Consider the following 17,985-nt stretch of genomic DNA (forward strand, 5'->3'; position numbering starts at 1 on the left):
AGACCGATGTGTCGCCGACGTGTCGGACCGACCGGGAGGACGTCCCATGAAGATCCGCCGACCGCGTCTGCCGCGCACCCGGACCGGACAGCGTCGGCTGGTGCAGGCGCTGCTCGCGGGGTGCGTGCTCGCGCTGCTGCCGTCGACATGGATGTACGTCAGCACGGACGACCGGCTGCGCACGACGGCCGACGCACCTCGCACCGGGGTCGCGGTCGTCTTCGGCGCGGGGCTGTGGAACGGCGAGCCGTCGCCGTACCTGGCCCATCGGCTCGACGCGGCGGCCGAGCTGTATCGCGACGGGCGCGTGAAGGCGGTGCTCGTCACCGGCGACAACAGCCGGGAGGACTACGACGAGCCGGACGCCATGCGCGCCTACCTCACCCGGCAGGGCGTGCCGGACGCCCGGATCGTCAGCGACTACGCGGGCTTCGACACCTGGGACTCCTGTGTGCGGGCCCGGAAGATCTTCGGGGTCGAGGAGGCGGTGCTGATCAGCCAGGCCTTCCACATCCGGCGCGCGGTCGCGCTGTGCGAGGCGGCGGGGGTCGCTTCGCACGGCGTCGGAGTGGACGAGCGGCACGACGCGACCTGGTACTACGGGGGCGTCCGGGAGATCCTCGCAGCCGGAAAGGGGGCGCTGGACGTCGTCCTGCGGCCGGACCCGCGGTTCCTCGGGCCCCGCGAGCCGGGGGTGGAACTGGCGCTCGCGGCGGGCGGGGAGGAGTGACGCGGGTGGCTGCAGCGGGGGGCCGCCCGGTGGCTGAAGCATGGGTGAATCTTGGCCGGAATTGGTCGATTACCTGAGGCTTTGAGTCGTTGCGAGGTTCCGGGCCGTTCCCGGCGACCCGGACGCCTCACGGCGGGCTCCGGGGAACGGGGAGATCACCGTCGCGCCCGTGTAACCGGGAGCCGTCCCGGCGCGTAACACCGGCGACGCACCCTGACGCGCATGGAACCCTCCGCGACGCCCACGCACTGTCCCTACTGCGCCCTGCAGTGCGGGATGAATCTCACGCCCGCCCCGGACGGCACGGTCGAGGTGAGCGAGCGCGCGGACTTCCCCGTGAACCGGGGCGCGCTGTGCGGCAAGGGCCGGACGGCACCCGCGGTGCTGTCGTCGCGGGTGCGGCTGACCTCGCCGCTGGTCCGCGAGAAGGGCGTGCTGCGGCCCGCGGCCTGGGACGAGGCGCTGGACCGGATCGCCGAGGAGTTCGCCGCGATCCGGTCGGCGCACGGGCCCGACGCGCTGGGCGTGTTCGGCGGGGGCGGGCTGACCAACGAGAAGGCGTACGCCCTCGGCAAGTTCGCCCGCGTCGTGCTGGGCACCTCGCAGATCGACTACAACGGGCGGTTCTGCATGTCGTCGGCCGCCGCGGCCGGGAACCGGGCCTTCGGTCTCGACCGGGGGCTGCCCTTCCCCCTGGAGGACATCCCCAGGACCGGATGCGTGATCCTGGTCGGGTCGAACCTCGCCGAGACCATGCCGCCGGCGCTGCGGTACCTGACCGAGCTCAAGGACAACGGCGGCACGCTGATCGTCGTCGACCCGCGCCGCACCAGGACCGCCGAACAGGCCGACCTGCACCTCGCGCCCCGGCCCGGCACCGATCTCGCCCTCGCGCTCGGTCTGTTGCACCTCGTCGTCGCCGAGGGGCGGACCGACGAGGAGTACGTCCGGGAGCGCACCAGCGGCTGGGAGGACGCGCGGGCCGCCGCGATGGCGCACTGGCCGGAGTACGTGGAGCGGATCACCGGGGTGCCGGTGCCGCTGCTGCGGGAAACAGTGCGGATGTTCTGCGCGCCGGACGCGGCGATGGTGCTCACCGCGCGCGGCCCTGAGCAGCAGTCCAAAGGCACGGACACGGTGGGCGCCTGGATCAACCTGTGCCTGGCGACGGGGCGGGCGGGCCGCCCGCTGTCCGGGTACGGCTGTCTCACCGGGCAGGGCAACGGGCAGGGCGGGCGCGAACACGGCCAGAAGGCCGACCAGTTGCCGGGGTACCGCAAGCTGACCGATCCGGCGGCTCGGCGGCACGTGGCCGGGGTGTGGGGCGTCGACCCCGACAGCCTCCCGGGACCCGGCCGCAGCGCGTACGAGCTGCTGGACGCGCTCGGCGGCGACATCAAGGCGCTGCTGCTGATGGGCTCCAACCCGGTGGTGTCCGCGCCGCGCGCCGCGCATGTGGAGGAGCGTGTCAGGTCCCTCGGTTTCCTCGCCGTGTGCGACGTGGTGCTGTCGGAGACGGCGGCCCTCGCGGACGTGGTGCTGCCGGTGACGCAGTGGGCGGAGGAGAGCGGCACGACGACCAGCCTGGAGGGCCGGGTACTGCTGCGCCGGCGGGCGATCACCCCGCCGCCGGGCGTCCGCAGCGACCTGGAGGTGCTGCGCGCACTCGCCGCCCGCCTCGGCGTCGAGAAGGGTTTCCCGGCCGACCCCGAGGAGGTCTTCGAGGAACTGCGGCGCGCGACGGCGGGCGGTCCGGCGGACTACTCCGGCATCACCTACCGCCGCCTGGCCCGGGAGAACGGGGTGTTCTGGCCATGTCCGGCGCCGGAGGGAGCCGGTGGGACGGGCGCTCACCCCGGCACCCCCCGCCTCTTCCTCGACCGTTTCGCCACCGAGGACGGCCGGGCGCGCTTCGTGGCCGTCTCCCATCGGGCCGCCGCCGAGGAACCCGACGACGAGTACCCGGTGCTGCTGACCACCGGGCGGGTGGTGGCCCAGTACCAGTCCGGCGCCCAGACCCGTCGCGTCGAGGAGCTGAACGCGGCCGCGCCCGGACCCTTCGTCGAGCTGCACCCGCGGCTGGCGCGGCGGCTGGGCGCGGCCGAGGGCGACCCGGTGGCGGTCGTGTCGCGGCGGGGGCGGGCGGTGGCACCGGCCCGGATCACCCCGTCCATCCGCCCGGACACCGTCTTCATGCCGTTCCACTGGCCCGGCGAGGGCCGCGCCAACACCCTCACCAATCCGGCGCTGGACCCGGTCTCGCGGATGCCGGAGTTCAAGGTGTGCGCGGTGCGTGTGGAGGCCGTGGAGCCCGCGCACGGTCACGCCACACAAGCGTCGGCGTCAGCGGCGGAGTCGGCGTCAGCGGCGGCATCCGCATCGGAATCGGCGTCGGCCCCCGCGTAGACCCCGTGCCGGAACCGGCCGCGCGCGAGCCTCAGTTCCGCGCCCGCCAGTCCCCGCCCGCGATCAGCCCGCCCCGGGCCCGCAGCCGGGCCGCGACCGCCGGGGCGGCGACGTACACCCAGGCCCGCAGCGTGGCGCCGTCGGTGTCCCGGACGACCTCGCGGGCGACGCGCTCGTAGAGGTTGCGGGCGTCGCCGGGGGCGTACTCCTCCAACCGGTCGAGCGCGGCGAGGAGTTCGGCGTAGGCGTCCGGAAGGGGCGTGATCAGTTCGCCGATCACCACCGAGCCGGGTTCCTCCACGGCGTACGGATAGCCCGGTCCGTCGTAGAGCACCGCGCCCGTGAGGCGGGCCGGTTCCTCGGTGCGCGTGCGGCCGCGCACGAACGTGCCGTGGTGGGGCTCACCCGGGCGGAGGGTGCCGTAGACGAAGAACGGGAGGGTCACAGAAACGATTCTCACCCCTCACACACCCACACCGGACGTCTATGGACATGACAAATCATGATCACGTAAACCTCGGTGAACGTCTACGCCGCCCCCCACTTCGGCGCCTTCCCGAGGAGACCGATGAGTCGAATACGGCACGCGCGAGGTTCCCGTCTCGCCGTCACCGCCGCCACCGCCGCCCTGCTCGCCACCGCCCTCTCCCCCACCGCCGCGGGCGCGGCCGAGCGGCCCACCCGGGAGCAGGCGGTCGAGAACGCGGCCGCGGCGCTCGCGCGGCAGGCCGGCGCCCTGGGCCTGACCGCCGCCCAGGGCACGAAGGTCCGGGACGTGATCGTCGACCAGGACGGCACCCAGCACGTCCGCTACGACCGCACCTACCGGCAACTCCCGGTCCTCGGCGGCGACTTCGTCGTCCATCTGGCGCCGGACGGCAGCTACCGCGGAGCGAGCCGGGCCACCCGCCGGCCCCTCTCGCTGCCGTCGGTCACCCCCCTGCTCTCCGCCCCGAAGGCCGCCGACCACGCCGTCGGCTCCCTGCGCGCCACGCGTCTGGGCGAGGCGCTGAAGCGGCTCACGGCCAAGCCGGAACTGGTCGTCGACGCCCTGCACGGAGCGCCGAGGCTGGCGTGGCGGACCGAGGCGGTGGCGCTGGACGGGCAGGGCAACCCGGTCGCCCGCACGGTGCTGACGGACGCCCGCAGCGGCACGCAGATCGACGCCTGGGACACCCTGGAGTCGGCGTCGGGCAAGGGGCGTTCGCTGTACGGCGGGACGGTGCCGCTGGTGACGACGGCCGAGGGGTCGTCGTACCGGCTCACCGACCCGACGCGGGGCGGCACCTACACCGGTGACGCCGCGAACCGCTCCGACCTGTGCTTCCTCGGCACCCTCTGTCTCGTGCGCGCGCCCTCGACGGTCTTCACGGACGCCGACGACCAGTGGGGCGACGGCACGACGGCGGACCGGGTCTCGGCGGCGGTGGACGCCCAGTACGGGACCGACACCACCTGGGACTACTTCCACGACGTCCACGGGCGCGAGGGCATCGCGGGCGACGGCAAGGGCTCGTTCAACCGTGTGCACTACGGCACCCGGTACAACAACGCGTTCTGGGACGACACCTGCTTCTGCATGACCTACGGCGACGGTGACGGCACGAACATGGGGCCGCTGGTCTCCCTCGACATCACCGGCCACGAGATGGCGCACGGCGTGACCTCCAAGACGGCGGCACTGACGTACTCGGGCGAGTCCGGCGGGCTGAACGAGGCCACCTCCGACGTCTTCGGCACGCTGGTGGAGTTCCACGCGGGCAACCCGTCCGACAAGGGCGATTGGCTGATCGGCGAGAAGATCGTGCGCGAGGGCTTCGGGCGGACGGCGCTGCGGTACATGGACCGCCCCTCGCGCGACGGCCTCTCGGCGGACTGCTGGACCGCCACCGCGGGCAGCCTCGACGTCCACTACTCGTCAGGGATCGGCAACCACTTCGCCTATCTGCTGGCGGAGGGCAGCGGAGCCAGGACGATCGGCGGCACCGCACACGACTCCCGCACCTGCGACGGCTCCACGGTCAAGGGCATCGGCCGGGCGAAGCTGGGCGCGATCTGGTACCGGGCGCTGACGGTGTACATGACCTCGTCGACGGACTACGCGGGGGCGCGGACGGCGACCCTGAAGGCGGCGGGGGATCTGTACGGGGCGGACGGCGCGGAGCACGCGGCCGTGAGGGCGGCATGGAGCGCGGTGGACGTGGGCTGAGCCGCGCTGCCGCGATGAGGCCGGCTGTCCCCGACGCGTCGTCGAGGCGGCCGGCCTCGCTGTTCCTCCCGCCGGGCGCGGTGCCCGAGGCCCTGAGGTCACGTTCCCCGCGGACGCGTCCGCGGGCCCGGTCACCCGTTCACACCTCCCGCTCGCGCCCTTCGGATTCTTTCCCCACCACCCTCACCAGAAGGCCGTGACCTGCTGAAACACAGGCCGACGCGGGGGCCGGAGGCGTCCGGGGGCACCCGTTCACCGTAAATCTGACGGCCTCTCAGGGAGCGAGCTCGTCGCCCTGCCCTTTACCTCGGGAGTGCAGGGGTGCGACCGACGGCGGCACAAGGGGGTGCCGCGGGACGTGGCCCGCCGGAGAGCCCGTGAGGAGCATCGATGCGACGCACCGCCCGTCTGCTGACCGGTACGGCACTCGCCGTCGCCACCACGGCGTTCATCGGCGCACCCGTGTACGGCGCGGACGGCGGACGCCTGGAGGTCTTCCCGTCCACCGCGGTGCCCGGCGGCGACGTCACCGTCAACACCGCGGCGTGCGGGCAGGACGGCACGGCGGAGGGCGACGCCAGCGCCGTCGGGGCCGGGCGCTTCACGCTCGCGCCCAGCACGCACGAGGGCGACGCGATCGGGCAGTTCCGGGTGCCGCCGAGCGCCCAGCCCGGGACGTACGAGATCGTCGCGAAGTGCCCCGGGGGCGGCCCCGAGGTCCGCGGCGACCTGGTGGTCGTCATGGAGTCGGCGCGGGGTTACGTGCACCCCAAGGGAATCGTGAAGACGGGGGTCGGCGGCGCTCTGGGCTCCGACCCCGTGCAGACCGCGGCCGGCGTGGCGGCTCTCGCCGTCGCCGGCGCGGGCGGTACCTGGCTCCTGCATCGCCGGGCGAGAGGCGACGGGATCTGACGGACACCCTCCGCTGTCCGTCCGCCGGTACCGCAAGTCCCCTCCCCCTCCGGGTCCGACGCCCCTCGCGGCCCGGAGGGGGAACGGGTGGAACAGTCGAGCTGGGAGGCCGGCATGCGCAGGTACGGCAACACCGGCGACGTCGCGATAGCCGGCGTCACCGTCCTCGCCCTGTGCGCCGGGGTGTGGCTGCTGACCGACGCGCGTGACGCGCCCCCGCCGCAGCCGTCGGCCGCCGAGGCGCGGGTCGGCCCGGCCCTGCTGCGCTCCGCGCCGGGGCTGCCGCCGTCCCCGCCGGACCGCATCCGCATCCCCGAGATCCGCGTGGACGCGCCCCTGATGGGCCTCGGCCTGACCCGCGCGGGCAGCCTCGACGTGCCGCCGGCCGCGCACAAGAACCTCGCCGGCTGGTACGAGGCCGGCACCACACCCGGAGAGACCGGCACCGCCATCGTCGCCGGGCACGTCGACAACACCGAGGGCCCCGCCGTCTTCTTCCGCCTCGGCGCCCTCAAGCGCGGCAGCGCCATCGAGGTGGACCGCCGGGACGGCAGCGTGGCCCGGTTCCAGGTGGACGCGATCGAGGTGTACGACGCCGAGGACTTCCCCGACGAGAAGGTCTACGGCGCGGCGGCCCGCCCCGAGCTGCGGGTCATCACCTGCGGCGGCGGCTACTCCCGCAGCACCGGCTACCAGGGCAACGTCGTGGTGTTCGCCCATCTCACGGGGAGCACATGACTCACCGCCGGGGTGATCGAACCGCTGGTCACCGAGAACGCGCCGGACAGAACGGCTAGAGGTTGTCCCGTAACCGGTGTGGCGGTTGGGCATGGGTGGGGTGATCGCAGCGGATGATCCGAAGTGGATCGAGCCGTTCTCCGGACTGACCTGGCTCGAAACGCCACCTGCCTCTGGGTTATTTACGCGTCGGAGTCGAGCTCAGCCAGGCACCGGATCTTCGGAGGCGGGCAGCGGCTCTGTGGTCTTCGGGGCCAGCGCGCGGATGGAGGGGGTGGCGACCATGGCGAGGGTGGAGAGGAGGATGAGCGCGGCGGCCGCGTAGAGGGTGGCGTGGAGGCCGAGAAGGAGTACGGCGGGTCCGGCGGCGAACTGCGCTAGCGGGAGCGCGAGGTAGGAACCGAGGTCGTCGTAGGCGTAGACGCGGGCCAGGCGGTCCTCGGGAATCTGTTCGTTGAGGGTCGAGTACCAGGCGACGCCGGCCTGCTCGACGCCCACGCCCGCGACGAAGTTGGCCACGACCAGCAACCAGGTGTACGGGGCGAGCGCGAGCAGCAGCGGGATAGTCGCCGTCAGACCCATCAGTGCGCAGCCGACCAGTATCGCGCGCCGGGGCCGCCAGCGCAGCGACAGCACGCCGCCGGCGACCGCGCCGAGCGAGCCCGCGGCAAGGGCCAGGCCCCAGCCGCTACGGCCGATCCCAGTGGTGTCGGCGACGGCCGGGCCCAGCACGGTGAACGAGGCGGTGAGACCGGCGTTGAGGAAGCAGAAGGCCACCACGATCACCCACACCCAGCTGCGCGAAGTGAACTCCCGCCAGCCGACGCGCAATTCATGCACCACACCGGGGCTGGGCGCGGGCGGTGCGACGGGAACGCGGACCAGCGCGAAGAACGCGGCGGCGAGCGCGAAGGTGAGCGCGTCGACGGCCAGGCCCCAGCCGGGGCCGACCGCGGCGACCAGTACCCCGCCCAGCGAGGCACCCACGATCGCCGCGCTGCTGCCCGCGATCCGGGAGAGCGCGAGCGCGGCGCGGCGGGACTCGGCCGGAACGGTCTGGGGCAGCAGGGCCTGGGCGGCGGGCTGGTAGCAGGAACCGGACGCGCCGTTGACCGCGGCGAGCACCATGAGCAGGGGGATGGCGGCGCTGTGGGTGAGGACCAGGGCGGCGATCACCGCCTGGCTCACGGCGCTCACCACGCTGCTGCCGACCAGCAGCGGACCGCGCGGCAGCCGGTCCGCCAGCACCCCGCCATACAGCAGAAAGAGGATGCCGGTGAGGGAGTGGGCGCCGACCACCAACCCGAGCGAGCCGACCGAGCCAGTGGCATCCAGCACGGCGAAGGCCAGGGCGATCGGCGCCACCCCGTTGCCGAGCAGATTGGCCGTCGTACCGATGAAGAGATGACGGAACGGGCGGTAGCGCACAGGCGCCAGGGCGGCAGACATGCGCCTGATCGTCGGGACTGGGCGGCGCCCCCGTCAACGGGTTATCGGCCTGACACGGTGCTCCCCATCGCGTGATCAGGTGGGGGTCCTCGTCTTCTTCGTCCAACTGTCGGCGCGGGGACCGGTGCGGGTCGGACGCCGGGTCATGAGAGTGATGAACGCCCGGTTCAGATGGGCCTCGGCGTGCTGGGGAAGCCGCTCGTAGTCCCTCACATCGTGGCGGGCATTCATGATCCAGCCGATCGACCGCTCGACTTTCCAACGGCGGGGCAGCACGACGAAGCCCCTGGTCCCCTTGGGACGCAGGGCGGGCCGCAGGGACAACCACAGGTGATCGGCACTCCAGCTAGGCCGACCACTGCTCATACGCCAGGTTCGCCACCAGCGCGAACACCACCGTCAGCAGCACGACCCGGACGAAGCCGCTGCCCTTCTTCAGCGCGGTGCGCGCGCCCAGGGTGCCGCCCGCGAGGTTGAACACGGCCATCACCGCCGCCAGCTGCCACAGCACGGTGCCCTGCCAGGCGAAGGTCGCCAGGGCGCCGGCGTTGGTGCAGCAGTTGACGATCTTGGCGGTGGCGGAGGCGGCGACGAGGTCGAGGTGGAGCACGGCGGTCAGGGCGAGGACCAGGAAGGTGCCGGTGCCGGGGCCGATCAGTCCGTCGTAGAACCCGATGCCCAGGCCCGCGAGACCGATCGCGGCGAGGACGCGGCGCCGGGTGACCGGGCCCGGCGCCGGGGCCGTGCCGAAGGCGGGCTTCAGGATCACGAAGGCCGCGACTGCGAGCAGCACCACCATGATCAGCGGCTTGAGCACCTCCGTGCTCATGCCGGCCGCGAAGAAGGCGCCGCCGGAGGAGCCCGCGAGGGCGGCGAGGCCGATACGGACCGCGGTACGGACGTCGACGGGGGTCTTGCGGGCGTACGTCACGGCGGCGCCGCTCGTGCCGACGATGGCGACGGCCTTGTTGGTGCCGAGCGCGTACGCGGCCGGGGTGCCGGCGGGCAGCCCCAGCAGCAGGGCGGGCAGGAGCAGCAGGCCACCCCCGCCGACCACGGCGTCGATCCAGCCGGCCGCGAGGGCGGCGAGGCAGAGGACGGCGACCATGGTGAGGGGTATGTCGGGCATGATCGCGACCCTATCCCGGGGCTCCCGCGCCGTCGGCGGAGCCCTCACAGCCGGCCCCCGCCCCCGCTGAGGGCAGCGTTCCCCCTGGGAAACAGAGGTGATGCCGCCGGGTAACACCCGCCCCGCACGCTGCGATGTATGACCCCGACAACGCGTGTGGTGGTGATCGGCTCCGGCCTCGCGGGCGTACGGCTCGCCCGGCGGCTCGGTGAGCTCGGCACGCCCGCGCTGCTCGTCGGCGAGGAGGAGCACCGCCCGTACAACCGGGTGCTGCTCGCCGAGGTGCTGGCCGGCCGGTACGAGCCGGACGTGATCGCGCTGCCGGGCCTCACCGGCCCGGCGGAGTCGCTGCGCGCCCGGGTGACCGGGATCGACCGCGAGGCGCGGACCGTGCGCTGCGCGGACGGCTCGGTGATCCCCTACGGCACGCTGGTCCTGGCCACCGGCTCCAACCCGGTGCTGCCGCCCCTGCGCGGCCTGTTCACCCCCGGTGACCGCGCGCTGCCGGAGGGCGTGCACGCGTTCCGCACCATGGACGACTGCCTGGCGCTGTCCAAGGCGGTCCGCCCCTCCTCGCGGGCCGTCGTCGTCGGCGGCGGGCTCCTCGGGGTCTCCGCCGCTCGCGCGCTCGCCGTGCGCGGGGCGCAGGTCGTGCTGGCCCAGCAGTCCGAGCGGCTGATGGAGCGCCAGCTCGACCCGGCCGCCTCCCGGCTGGTCGGGCGCCATCTGCACGACCTCGGCGTCGAGGTGCACACCGAGTGCCGGGTGCGGGACGTCCGGGTCGCCTCCGGAACGGTCCGCTCGGTCGAGCTGTCCGACGGCTACGCCCTCGACACCGACCTCGTGGTCCTGGCCTGCGGTGTCCGCCCGCGCGTCGGGCTCGCGCGGGCGGCCGGCCTCGCGGTCGGCGAGGGCGTCCTCATCGACGACGCACTGCGCACCGGCGACCCGCACATCCACGCGATCGGCGACTGCGCCCAGCACGACGGCACCCTGTACGGCCTCGCGACCCCCGCGCTCGACCAGGCCGACACCCTCGCCGCGCTGCTGACCGGCAACACCACCGCCCGCTACACCGGCACCCGTGCCCTCACCCGCCTCACCCTCGCCGGCCGGGCACCCTCCGGGCTCGCCCCCTTCGACCTCGCCGCGTTCGGGGAGACACAGCCCCTCCCGGGGGACGACGTCGTGCAGCTCGCCGACGCCACCCGGGGCACCTACCGCAAGGTCGTCGTCCGCGAGGACCGGCTGGTCGGCGGGGTCCTCGTCGGCGAACTCGGCACCGTCGGCACCCTCGCCCGCGCCTGGGAGGGGGCGGAGCCGCTCCCCGGCGACGGCCCCCTGCTCCATCTGCTCACCCACGACGGAGGCTCCTGAATGTCCGCCACCCCGGGGCCCACCCCCACGATCGTGCTCGTCGGCCATGGCATGGTCGGCCAGCGCTTCCTCGAAGCGCTCGCCGAGCGCGGCCTGACCCGCACGCACCGCGTGGTCGTGCTCTGCGAGGAGCCGCGTCCCGCGTACGACCGCGTCCAGCTCACCTCGTACTTCTCGGGCCGCAGCCCCGAGGACCTGTCCCTGACCGACGGGGAGTTCCTCGCCGAGCACGGCATCGACCTGCGCCTCGGCGACCCGGCCGAGACGATCGACCGCGCGGCCCGCACGGTCACCGCCCGCTCGGGAGAGGTCTTCGCCTACGACGTCCTGGTCCTCGCCACCGGCTCCTACCCCTTCGTCCCGCCGGTCCCCGGCAAGGACGCGACCGGCTGCTTCGTGTACCGCACGATCGAGGACCTGCTCGCCATCGAGGCGTACGCGGGGAGCGGGGCGCGGGTCGGCGCGGTGGTCGGCGGCGGGCTGCTCGGCCTGGAGGCCGCGGGCGCCCTGAAGGGCCTCGGACTGTCCACCCACATCGTGGAGTTCGCGCCGCGCCTGATGCCGGTGCAGGTCGACGACGGCGGCGGAGCGGCCCTGCTGCGCACGATCGAGGGCATGGGCCTGAGCGTCCACACGGGCACGGGCACACAGGAGATCGTCACGGACGCCGACGGCTCCGTCACCGGCATGCGGCTCTCCGACGGCGGCGAACTCGCCGTCGACATGGTGGTGTTCAGCGCCGGCGTCCGCCCCCGCGACGAACTGGCCCGCGCGTGCGGGCTCGCGGTCGGCGAGCGCGGCGGCGTCAGCGTCGACGAGCGGTGCCGCACGGTCGCCGACCCGCGGGTGTTCGCGATCGGCGAGTGCGCCCAGGCCGTGGACGGCCGGGTGTACGGCCTGGTCGCGCCCGGCTACGAGCAGGCCGTGACGGCGGCGGCGACGATCGCGGCCGCCGAGGAGGACGCCTCCTTCGTCGGCGCCGACCTCTCCACCAAGCTCAAGCTGCTCGGCGTGGACGTGGCCTCCTTCGGCGACCCGCACGGCACGGTCGGCGACTGCCTCGACGTCGTCTACTCCGACTCCCGCAGCGGCCTGTACAAGAAGCTCGTCATCGGCCGCGACGGCACGCTGCTCGGCGGCGTCCTGGTGGGGGACGCGGAGGCGTACGGCACGCTGCGCGCCCTCACCGGCTCCGTCCCGCCTGTCGCCCCCGAGTCGCTGGTGCTGCCGGCCGGTTCCGGCGGCGGCGCCCCGCTCGGCCCGTCCGCGCTGCCCGACGAGGCGGTGATCTGCTCCTGCCACAACGTCACCAAGGGCACCGTCCGGGGCGCGGTGACGGACCACCGGTGCGTGACGGTCCCCGAGGTGAAGAAGTGCACCAAGGCCGGGACAGGTTGCGGCAGTTGCGTCAAGGTGCTCGGGCAGCTGGTCACCGCGGAGCTGGAGGCGGGCGGCGTCGAGGTCGACAAGGGCCTGTGCGGCTGCTTCGGTCAGACCCGCGAGGAGCTGTACGAGATCGTGCTGGCGCTGCGCGTCACGTCGTACCGGGACCTCCTGGACCGCTACGGACGAAAGGACGCCCGGGGCGGTGACGGCTGCGAGGTCTGCAAGCCGGCGGTCGGCTCGGTCATCGCCTCGCTCGCCCCGGCGATCGGCGCGGACGGCCATGTCCTGGAAGGCGAGCAGGCGGCCCTCCAGGACACCAACGACCACTTCCTGGCCAACCTCCAGAGGAACGGCTCCTACTCGGTCGTCCCCCGCATCCCCGGCGGTGAGATCACCCCGGAGAAGCTGATCGTCATCGGCGAGATCGCCCGCGACTTCGGCCTCTACACGAAGATCACCGGCGGTCAGCGCATCGACATGTTCGGCGCGCGCGTCGAGCAGCTGCCGCTGATCTGGACCCGGCTGGTGGACGCGGGCTTCGAGTCGGGCCACGCCTACGGCAAGTCGCTGCGCACGGTGAAGTCCTGCGTGGGACAGACCTGGTGCCGGTACGGCGTGCAGGACTCGGTCAGGATGGCGATCGACCTGGAGCTGCGCTACCGGGGCCTGCGCTCCCCGCACAAGCTGAAGTCGGCGGTCTCCGGCTGCGCCCGGGAGTGCGCGGAGGCCCGGTCGAAGGACTTCGGCGTGATCGCCACGTCGAACGGCTGGAACCTCTACGTCGGCGGCAACGGAGGGGCGACCCCCCGCCACGCGGACCTGCTCGCGCAGGACCTGTCGGACGCCGGACTGATCCGCCTGATCGACCGCTTCCTGATGTTCTACATCCGCACCGCTGACCGCCTGGAGCGCACGTCGACGTGGCTGGAGCGCCTCCCCGGCGGCCTGGACCATGTGCGGGAGGTCGTGGTCGAGGACTCCCTCGGCATCTGCGAGGAACTGGAGCGACTGATGGCGGCGCACGTCGCGCACTACCGCGACGAGTGGGCGCAGACCATCGAGGACCCCGAGAAGCTGGCCCGTTTCGTCTCCTTCGTGAACGCGCCCGACACCCCCGACCCGGTCGTCGCCTTCGTCCCCGAACGCGATCAGATCAAGCCCGACCTGCCGCTGCTGTCGATCGGCCTGCCCCGCGCGGCAGACGTCCTGGAAGGAACCGCCCAGCGATGACCCTGGCACCCGAGACGACCGACCTGCTGGTCCAGCTCCAGCTGGCCGACGACTGGTTCACGGTCTGCGACCTGCGCCGGCTCCTCCCCGGCCGGGGCGTGGCGGCACTGCTGCCGGACGGCGACCAGGCCGCCGTCTTCCGCGACCGCGCGGGCGGTCTGTACGCCATCGGCAACCGCGACCCGTTCACCGGCGCGGCGGTCCTCTCCCGGGGCCTGACCGGCACCCACCGGGGCCGCCCGTTCGTCGCCTCCCCGCTGCTCAAGCAGCGTTTCGACCTGCGGTCCGGGCAGTGCCTGGACGACGAGACGGTGCGGGTGCGGACGTACGAGGTACGGGCGGCCTGAACGGGAGGGGCGGGTCTTCTCGCGAACCCGCCTCACCGCTCCAGGTGCGCCTGAGTGACCGCCAGTGCCGCGGCCATGATGCTCAGCTGCGGGTTCACCTCGGGGCAGCTCGGCAGCACGGACGCGTCGGCGATCAGCACACCCGACACCCCGCGGAGCCGTCCGACCTCGTCGGCCGGGGCGCGCTCCGCGTCGGCGCCCGCCGCCACCGTGCCGGTCGGGTGGTAGGCCGACAGGTGCAGGCTGCGCGCGCTCAGCCCGTCCAGGACGGCGTCCAGTTCTGCGAGGGTGGCGGCGCGGGGAGCGGCCGGGATGCCGGTGAGGACCTCCCGCGCGCCCGCGGCGAACAGCAGCTCGCCCATGGCGCGCACGGCCCGCGTCAGCCGGCCCGCGTCACGGGGGTCCAGGTCGTAGCGGAGCAGGGTGCGCTCGCGGCCCAGGACCCGGCCGGAGGGGCGGTCGGCGATCAACGCACCGAGCGTGGCGAGATGTCCCGCGTCGGCCAGCTCGCGCCGCAACCGCCTGCCCAGGCCCGGCAGGACGAAGGACCCCATGCCCGGCGGTGTGGCCGTGGCCTCGATCAGGACGCCCTGGTCGTGGTGCTCCTCGACGCCGACGCTCTGCAGTACGCCTTCCCAGGCGACGACCGGTTCGGCGAACCGCCCGGCGACGCTGGTGGCCGGATGGACGCTGAGGTTGCGGCCGAGCCGCGGATGGCCGCCGAGGCCGGAGCGCCGCAGCAGCGGGGGCGACTGGAGGGCGCCCGCGGCCACGACCACGAGCGGCGCCAGGATCTCGAACTCCCCGCCGTCGTCCCGTCGCACGCGCACGCCCGCCGCCCGCGGCCCGCCGGGCCGGTCGCCGTCCACGAGGAGGCGGCGTACCCGCGCGCCGGTCACGATGCGTGCCCCGGCGGCACAGGCGTCCGGCAGCACGGAGAGCTGGACGCTCTGCTTGGCGCCGGTCGGGCAGCCCACCACGCACTGGCAGGACCCCTTGCAGCCGGGCGCGTTGCGCCGCAGCGGCGCGGCCCGCCAGCCGAGCTTCTCCGCGCCGGCCAGCGCGAGCCGCCCGTTGGCACCGAGCACGTCGAGGGGCTGACGGGCGACCCGCAGGGTGCGCTCGGCCTCGTCGAGGCAGGGCCCGAGGCGGTCGGCGAGCCCGAAGCCGAAGTCGCCGCTCCAGCGGGCCAGTACGTGGGCGGGGGTGCGGTAGCAGGTGCCGGAGTTGACCACGGTGGTCCCGCCGACCGCCCGGCCGACGGGCAGCAGCAGCGGCGGGTCGCCGAGGGCGACGGTGGCGCCGCCGTCGCGGTACAGCTCGGCGAACCGGTCCAGCGGGGCCCGCCCGCCGAACGACGCGGTGGAGTGGTGGTGGCCCTCCTCCAGTACGACGACGTCGAGTCCGGCGCGGGCCAGGGTACGGGCCGCGACGGCACCGCCCGCGCCGGAGCCGACGACGACGGCGTCGGCGGTGGAGCGGGCGGGCCAGGCACCGGCGGGCGTGCAGTCGAGCGGCGGATCGGCCGGGGCGGGCGCGGTGGGCCTCGCCCCGTCCTGGAGGAGGCGCTCGGTACCGGCCGCCAGCAGGACGGGCACCTTGAGCACGTCGAGGAGCGGGACCAGCGCGCGGTGGCCGCCCAGACCGGCGAGGACCGACTCGCGCTCGACGGGGGTGAGACGGGCCAGCCCGCGTCCCGTGCGGGCCAGGGCGTAGGCGTCGACGGCGAGGGCGGCGGCCCGTACGCCGGAGCGCGCGGGCAGCGGCATCGAGTCGAGGACGCGGTCGAGACGGGCGGGCACCCGGGCGGGCCAGGGCTCGGTGCCGTCGTCGGCGAGCAGCGCGGCGACGAATCCGGTGAGGCTCATCGGGTGCCCACCTCCGCGTGCGCGGTGCCGTCCAGATGCCACTCGGCCTCGGTGCGCCAGCCGCCCGGCCACCACCGCTCCAGCAGGACGTGGGCGTCGGCGCGTTCGCTGTTGCGGCAGACGGCGGGGGCGCCGTCCGGGTCGGTGTAGTCGAGCGCGAGGGTACGGTCCGCGGGCTGGGTGACCTCGACACGGATGCGGCGCAGTCCCGCGCGGCCGGTCACGGTCCACGTGGGCAGGCCGACGTCGGCGCGGAACCGGCAAAGGCCCGCCCAGCCGATCGCGCCGCGCTCCACGCGCCGCGGCCAGGTCCCGCCGCCGCGCCGCAGCCGCAGGAACACCAGCGGAGGCAGCCGGCGCAGCACGGGCCGCATGGACACCGCGGCGACGACCTCCAGGACGTCGCCCTCGCCGAGGTCGGCGTGCAGCCAGGCCCAGCGGCGGGCGTTGCCGTGGCCGTAGATGCGGGCCGAGCCGCCGGGGGCGCCGTCGAGGGTCAGGGTGGTGCCGTCGTAGGTGAAGGTCCCGTCGTAGACGGCGCGCGCGGCGGGCAGGATCTGGGCGGCGGGCAGCAGGGGCCGGCGCCAGGACCAGCGGGGGAAGGTGAACAGCGGCTCGCCCGCGGCCCGTTCGGCGAGGTCCCAGCGGAAGGTGTCCGCCGATCCGGTCAGCCGTCCGGGAGTGGCCGACGCGCCCGCCGCCGTGAAGCCCTCGCCGGGCCGGTCCCACGGGGCCGGGCCGAAGCGGGCGTGGCGCACGGGTCCCCGCGCGGGGAAGGCGGCGGCCCAGCCGTGCGCGTACGGCGGGGAGCCGTCGGCGGGCGCGGTGAGTTCGTGGTGCAGCCACAGTCCGGTGCCGGTGGCCGGGTCCGTGAGGGTGGTGTACCAGACCTCGGTGCGCCCCGGCTCCCCGTTCCAGCGGGGCGAGACGAGCGCGTCCGCGTTCTCGCGGCGAGGAAAGCGGAAGCTCGCGAGGAACGGCGCCAGGCCGGTGGTGAGGGGGAAGCGCAGGGTGCCGGTGCCCGCGCGCTTCCCGTCCTCGTACAGGGTGAAGGGCAGCACGGTCATCGAGGTGAGCGGGCGGCGCGGGGTCACCGACTTCCAGCCGTCGAGGGTGAGGCGGCGGCCGTCGGCGGTGAAGTCCAGGCGGTAGCGGATCCGGCGCCTGGCGAGGGGCGAGATCTCCAACTCGCCCCGGGTGTCCGGGGCGTCGGCCAGGCCCGCGATCCGCAGACGTCCGGTCGCCCGTGCCGGGGTCGTGGCGAACGGGCGCAGCACCCGGTCCGCCGCCACGCGCAGGTCGAGGCGGACACGGCGGGCGCGGTCCTCGCCGTCGAGCCGGACCGTGCCGAGCATCGTCTCGCGGAACGTCGTGCCGCGCGTCCCCGGTGTCCGGTGCGCGGCGGTGCCGGTCTCGGCGGGGGTGTCCGGGCCGGCCGTCATGCGAGTCCCTCCAGCATGATCCGCTCGGTCGCGGTCAGATACGCCTCGGCCGCCCGACGTGCGCCGTCCTCGTCACCGGCCGCGACGGCGTCCACCACCGGGGCGAGCCGCGCGTGGGCGGCCTCCGCGTCGGTGAACGGCCCGACCAGGGCGGCCCGCACCGGCAGGTAGGCGTTGAAGAGCGTGTTGGTCAGCAGGACGTAGACGCGGTTGCCGGTCGCGCGGGCCAGAGCCCGGTGCACCTCGATGTCGGCGAGCTGGACCGCCGCGCCGCCCTCGGCCTCGCGAACGGCGTCGAGCAGGGTGCGCAGTTCGGCGCGGTCCCCGGCGGTGGCCCTGGCGGCGGCCTGCCCGGCGATCGACTGGCCGACGGAACGCCGTACTTCGAAGATCTCACCGACCCAGTCCGGGCTGTGCCGCACCAGCATGGGCAGCAGATCGGCGCCGCCGAGGCGTGCGAAGTCCCGTACCCGGGTGCCCACTCCGTGCTTGGTCTCCAGCAGGCCCGCCTGGACGAGGCGGCCGAAGGCGTGCTTGAGGGTGGTGCGGTTGACGCCGTAGCCGTCGGCGAGCCGGCGCTCCGGCGGCAGATAGCTGCCGACGGGGTGGCGCCCGGCGAGGATGTCCTCGCGCAACCGCCCTTCCAGGACGTCGACGACGGTGTCGCGGGGCAGTGCCTCCATGCGTTCCTCCGTGGTGCGCCTCAGGACCCGGTGACCCGGTGACTCAGTGGATGAGCCACCCAACCAACGTGACGACGGG

Annotated in this window: 15 protein-coding genes; 8 read left to right on the forward strand and 7 right to left on the reverse strand. The window is 74.2% G+C overall.

Features of this window, described 5'->3' with window-relative positions; all coding sequences use genetic code 11:
• Positions 1-46 precede the first annotated feature (46 nt).
• Entirely contained in the window at positions 47-730 is a 684-nt protein-coding gene (locus tag ACWCPM_RS00080; protein WP_450973827.1) for a SanA/YdcF family protein, read from the forward strand.
• Between the two features lie 222 nt (positions 731-952).
• Positions 953-3,136, forward strand: a complete 2,184-nt coding sequence (locus tag ACWCPM_RS00085; RefSeq protein WP_450973828.1) for a molybdopterin oxidoreductase family protein — start codon at positions 953-955, stop codon at positions 3,134-3,136.
• 31 nt (positions 3,137-3,167) lie between these two features.
• On the opposite strand, the gene ACWCPM_RS00090 is transcribed toward ACWCPM_RS00085, so the two are convergent.
• The gene (locus ACWCPM_RS00090; RefSeq protein ID WP_450973829.1) at positions 3,168-3,581 is read right to left on the reverse strand and encodes a gamma-glutamylcyclotransferase family protein; all 414 of its coding nucleotides are present in this window, start codon (positions 3,579-3,581) and stop codon (positions 3,168-3,170) included.
• A 123-nt stretch (positions 3,582-3,704) separates the two neighbouring features.
• Between ACWCPM_RS00090 and ACWCPM_RS00095 the strand changes: the two genes are divergently transcribed.
• From ACWCPM_RS00095 to ACWCPM_RS00105, 3 genes are all read left to right on the forward strand, one after another.
• A complete protein-coding gene (locus ACWCPM_RS00095; protein WP_450973830.1) occupies positions 3,705-5,345 on the forward strand; it encodes a M4 family metallopeptidase in 1,641 nt (546 codons plus the stop codon).
• A gap of 390 nt (positions 5,346-5,735) precedes the next feature.
• Positions 5,736-6,257, forward strand: a complete 522-nt coding sequence (locus ACWCPM_RS00100) for a hypothetical protein (RefSeq protein ID WP_450973831.1) — start codon at positions 5,736-5,738, stop codon at positions 6,255-6,257.
• A 114-nt stretch (positions 6,258-6,371) separates the two neighbouring features.
• On the forward strand, positions 6,372-6,995 hold the full coding sequence (locus ACWCPM_RS00105; RefSeq protein ID WP_450974079.1) for a class F sortase: 624 nt from the start codon (positions 6,372-6,374) through the stop codon (positions 6,993-6,995).
• 201 nt (positions 6,996-7,196) lie between these two features.
• On the opposite strand, the gene ACWCPM_RS00110 is transcribed toward ACWCPM_RS00105, so the two are convergent.
• The 3 genes from ACWCPM_RS00110 to ACWCPM_RS00120 form a co-directional block, all read right to left on the reverse strand.
• Positions 7,197-8,444: an MFS transporter gene (locus tag ACWCPM_RS00110; protein ID WP_450973832.1), complete on the reverse strand. Its 1,248-nt coding sequence runs from the start codon at positions 8,442-8,444 to the stop codon at positions 7,197-7,199.
• A 75-nt stretch (positions 8,445-8,519) separates the two neighbouring features.
• Positions 8,520-8,810, reverse strand: a complete 291-nt coding sequence (locus ACWCPM_RS00115) for a hypothetical protein (RefSeq protein ID WP_450973833.1) — start codon at positions 8,808-8,810, stop codon at positions 8,520-8,522.
• Positions 8,791-9,573, reverse strand: coding sequence for a sulfite exporter TauE/SafE family protein (locus tag ACWCPM_RS00120; RefSeq protein ID WP_450973834.1), 783 nt, complete (start codon positions 9,571-9,573; stop codon positions 8,791-8,793). Before ACWCPM_RS00120 ends, ACWCPM_RS00115 begins: the two co-directional genes overlap by 20 nt.
• A 138-nt stretch (positions 9,574-9,711) precedes the next feature.
• On the opposite strand from ACWCPM_RS00120, the gene ACWCPM_RS00125 reads away from it, so the two are divergent.
• From ACWCPM_RS00125 to nirD, 3 genes are read left to right on the forward strand one after another with little or no spacing between them, the layout of a single operon-like run.
• The gene (locus ACWCPM_RS00125) at positions 9,712-10,950 is read left to right on the forward strand and encodes an NAD(P)/FAD-dependent oxidoreductase (RefSeq protein WP_450973835.1); all 1,239 of its coding nucleotides are present in this window, start codon (positions 9,712-9,714) and stop codon (positions 10,948-10,950) included.
• Complete coding sequence (nirB, locus tag ACWCPM_RS00130; protein ID WP_450973836.1) at positions 10,951-13,566, forward strand: nitrite reductase large subunit NirB; 2,616 nt, start codon at positions 10,951-10,953, stop codon at positions 13,564-13,566.
• Entirely contained in the window at positions 13,563-13,913 is a 351-nt protein-coding gene (gene nirD, locus ACWCPM_RS00135) for a nitrite reductase small subunit NirD (RefSeq protein WP_450973837.1), read from the forward strand. Before nirB ends, nirD begins: the two co-directional genes overlap by 4 nt.
• 32 nt (positions 13,914-13,945) lie before the next feature.
• On the opposite strand, the gene ACWCPM_RS00140 is transcribed toward nirD, so the two are convergent.
• The 3 genes from ACWCPM_RS00140 to ACWCPM_RS00150 are packed head-to-tail and all read right to left on the reverse strand — an operon-like array spanning position 13,946 to position 17,906.
• Complete coding sequence (locus tag ACWCPM_RS00140) at positions 13,946-15,781, reverse strand: FAD-dependent oxidoreductase (RefSeq protein WP_450973838.1); 1,836 nt, start codon at positions 15,779-15,781, stop codon at positions 13,946-13,948.
• On the reverse strand, positions 15,778-17,223 hold the full coding sequence (locus tag ACWCPM_RS00145; RefSeq protein WP_450973839.1) for a hypothetical protein: 1,446 nt from the start codon (positions 17,221-17,223) through the stop codon (positions 15,778-15,780). The genes ACWCPM_RS00140 and ACWCPM_RS00145 overlap by 4 nt, the downstream gene beginning before the upstream one ends.
• Entirely contained in the window at positions 17,220-17,906 is a 687-nt protein-coding gene (locus tag ACWCPM_RS00150) for a FadR/GntR family transcriptional regulator (RefSeq protein ID WP_450973840.1), read from the reverse strand. The genes ACWCPM_RS00145 and ACWCPM_RS00150 overlap by 4 nt, the downstream gene beginning before the upstream one ends.
• Positions 17,907-17,985 lie beyond the last annotated feature (79 nt).

This window comes from Streptomyces sp. NPDC002309 (assembly GCF_053593375.1).

What these genes read in the sequence shown, in the direction of transcription:
- ACWCPM_RS00080 (WP_450973827.1), top strand. Translation starts at nt 47, where the DNA reads ATGAAGATCCGCCGACCGCGTCTGCCGCGCACCCGGACCGGACAGCGT.
- ACWCPM_RS00085 (WP_450973828.1), top strand. Translation starts at nt 953, where the DNA reads ATGGAACCCTCCGCGACGCCCACGCACTGTCCCTACTGCGCCCTGCAG.
- ACWCPM_RS00095 (WP_450973830.1), top strand. Translation starts at nt 3,705, where the DNA reads ATGAGTCGAATACGGCACGCGCGAGGTTCCCGTCTCGCCGTCACCGCC.
- ACWCPM_RS00100 (WP_450973831.1), top strand. Translation starts at nt 5,736, where the DNA reads ATGCGACGCACCGCCCGTCTGCTGACCGGTACGGCACTCGCCGTCGCC.
- ACWCPM_RS00105 (WP_450974079.1), top strand. Translation starts at nt 6,372, where the DNA reads ATGCGCAGGTACGGCAACACCGGCGACGTCGCGATAGCCGGCGTCACC.
- ACWCPM_RS00110 (WP_450973832.1), bottom strand. Translation starts at nt 8,444, where the DNA reads ATGTCTGCCGCCCTGGCGCCTGTGCGCTACCGCCCGTTCCGTCATCTC.
- ACWCPM_RS00115 (WP_450973833.1), bottom strand. Translation starts at nt 8,810, where the DNA reads ATGAGCAGTGGTCGGCCTAGCTGGAGTGCCGATCACCTGTGGTTGTCC.
- ACWCPM_RS00120 (WP_450973834.1), bottom strand. Translation starts at nt 9,573, where the DNA reads ATGCCCGACATACCCCTCACCATGGTCGCCGTCCTCTGCCTCGCCGCC.
- ACWCPM_RS00125 (WP_450973835.1), top strand. Translation starts at nt 9,712, where the DNA reads ATGACCCCGACAACGCGTGTGGTGGTGATCGGCTCCGGCCTCGCGGGC.
- nirB (WP_450973836.1), top strand. Translation starts at nt 10,951, where the DNA reads ATGTCCGCCACCCCGGGGCCCACCCCCACGATCGTGCTCGTCGGCCAT.
- nirD (WP_450973837.1), top strand. Translation starts at nt 13,563, where the DNA reads ATGACCCTGGCACCCGAGACGACCGACCTGCTGGTCCAGCTCCAGCTG.
- ACWCPM_RS00140 (WP_450973838.1), bottom strand. Translation starts at nt 15,781, where the DNA reads ATGAGCCTCACCGGATTCGTCGCCGCGCTGCTCGCCGACGACGGCACC.
- ACWCPM_RS00145 (WP_450973839.1), bottom strand. Translation starts at nt 17,223, where the DNA reads ATGACGGCCGGCCCGGACACCCCCGCCGAGACCGGCACCGCCGCGCAC.
- ACWCPM_RS00150 (WP_450973840.1), bottom strand. Translation starts at nt 17,906, where the DNA reads ATGGAGGCACTGCCCCGCGACACCGTCGTCGACGTCCTGGAAGGGCGG.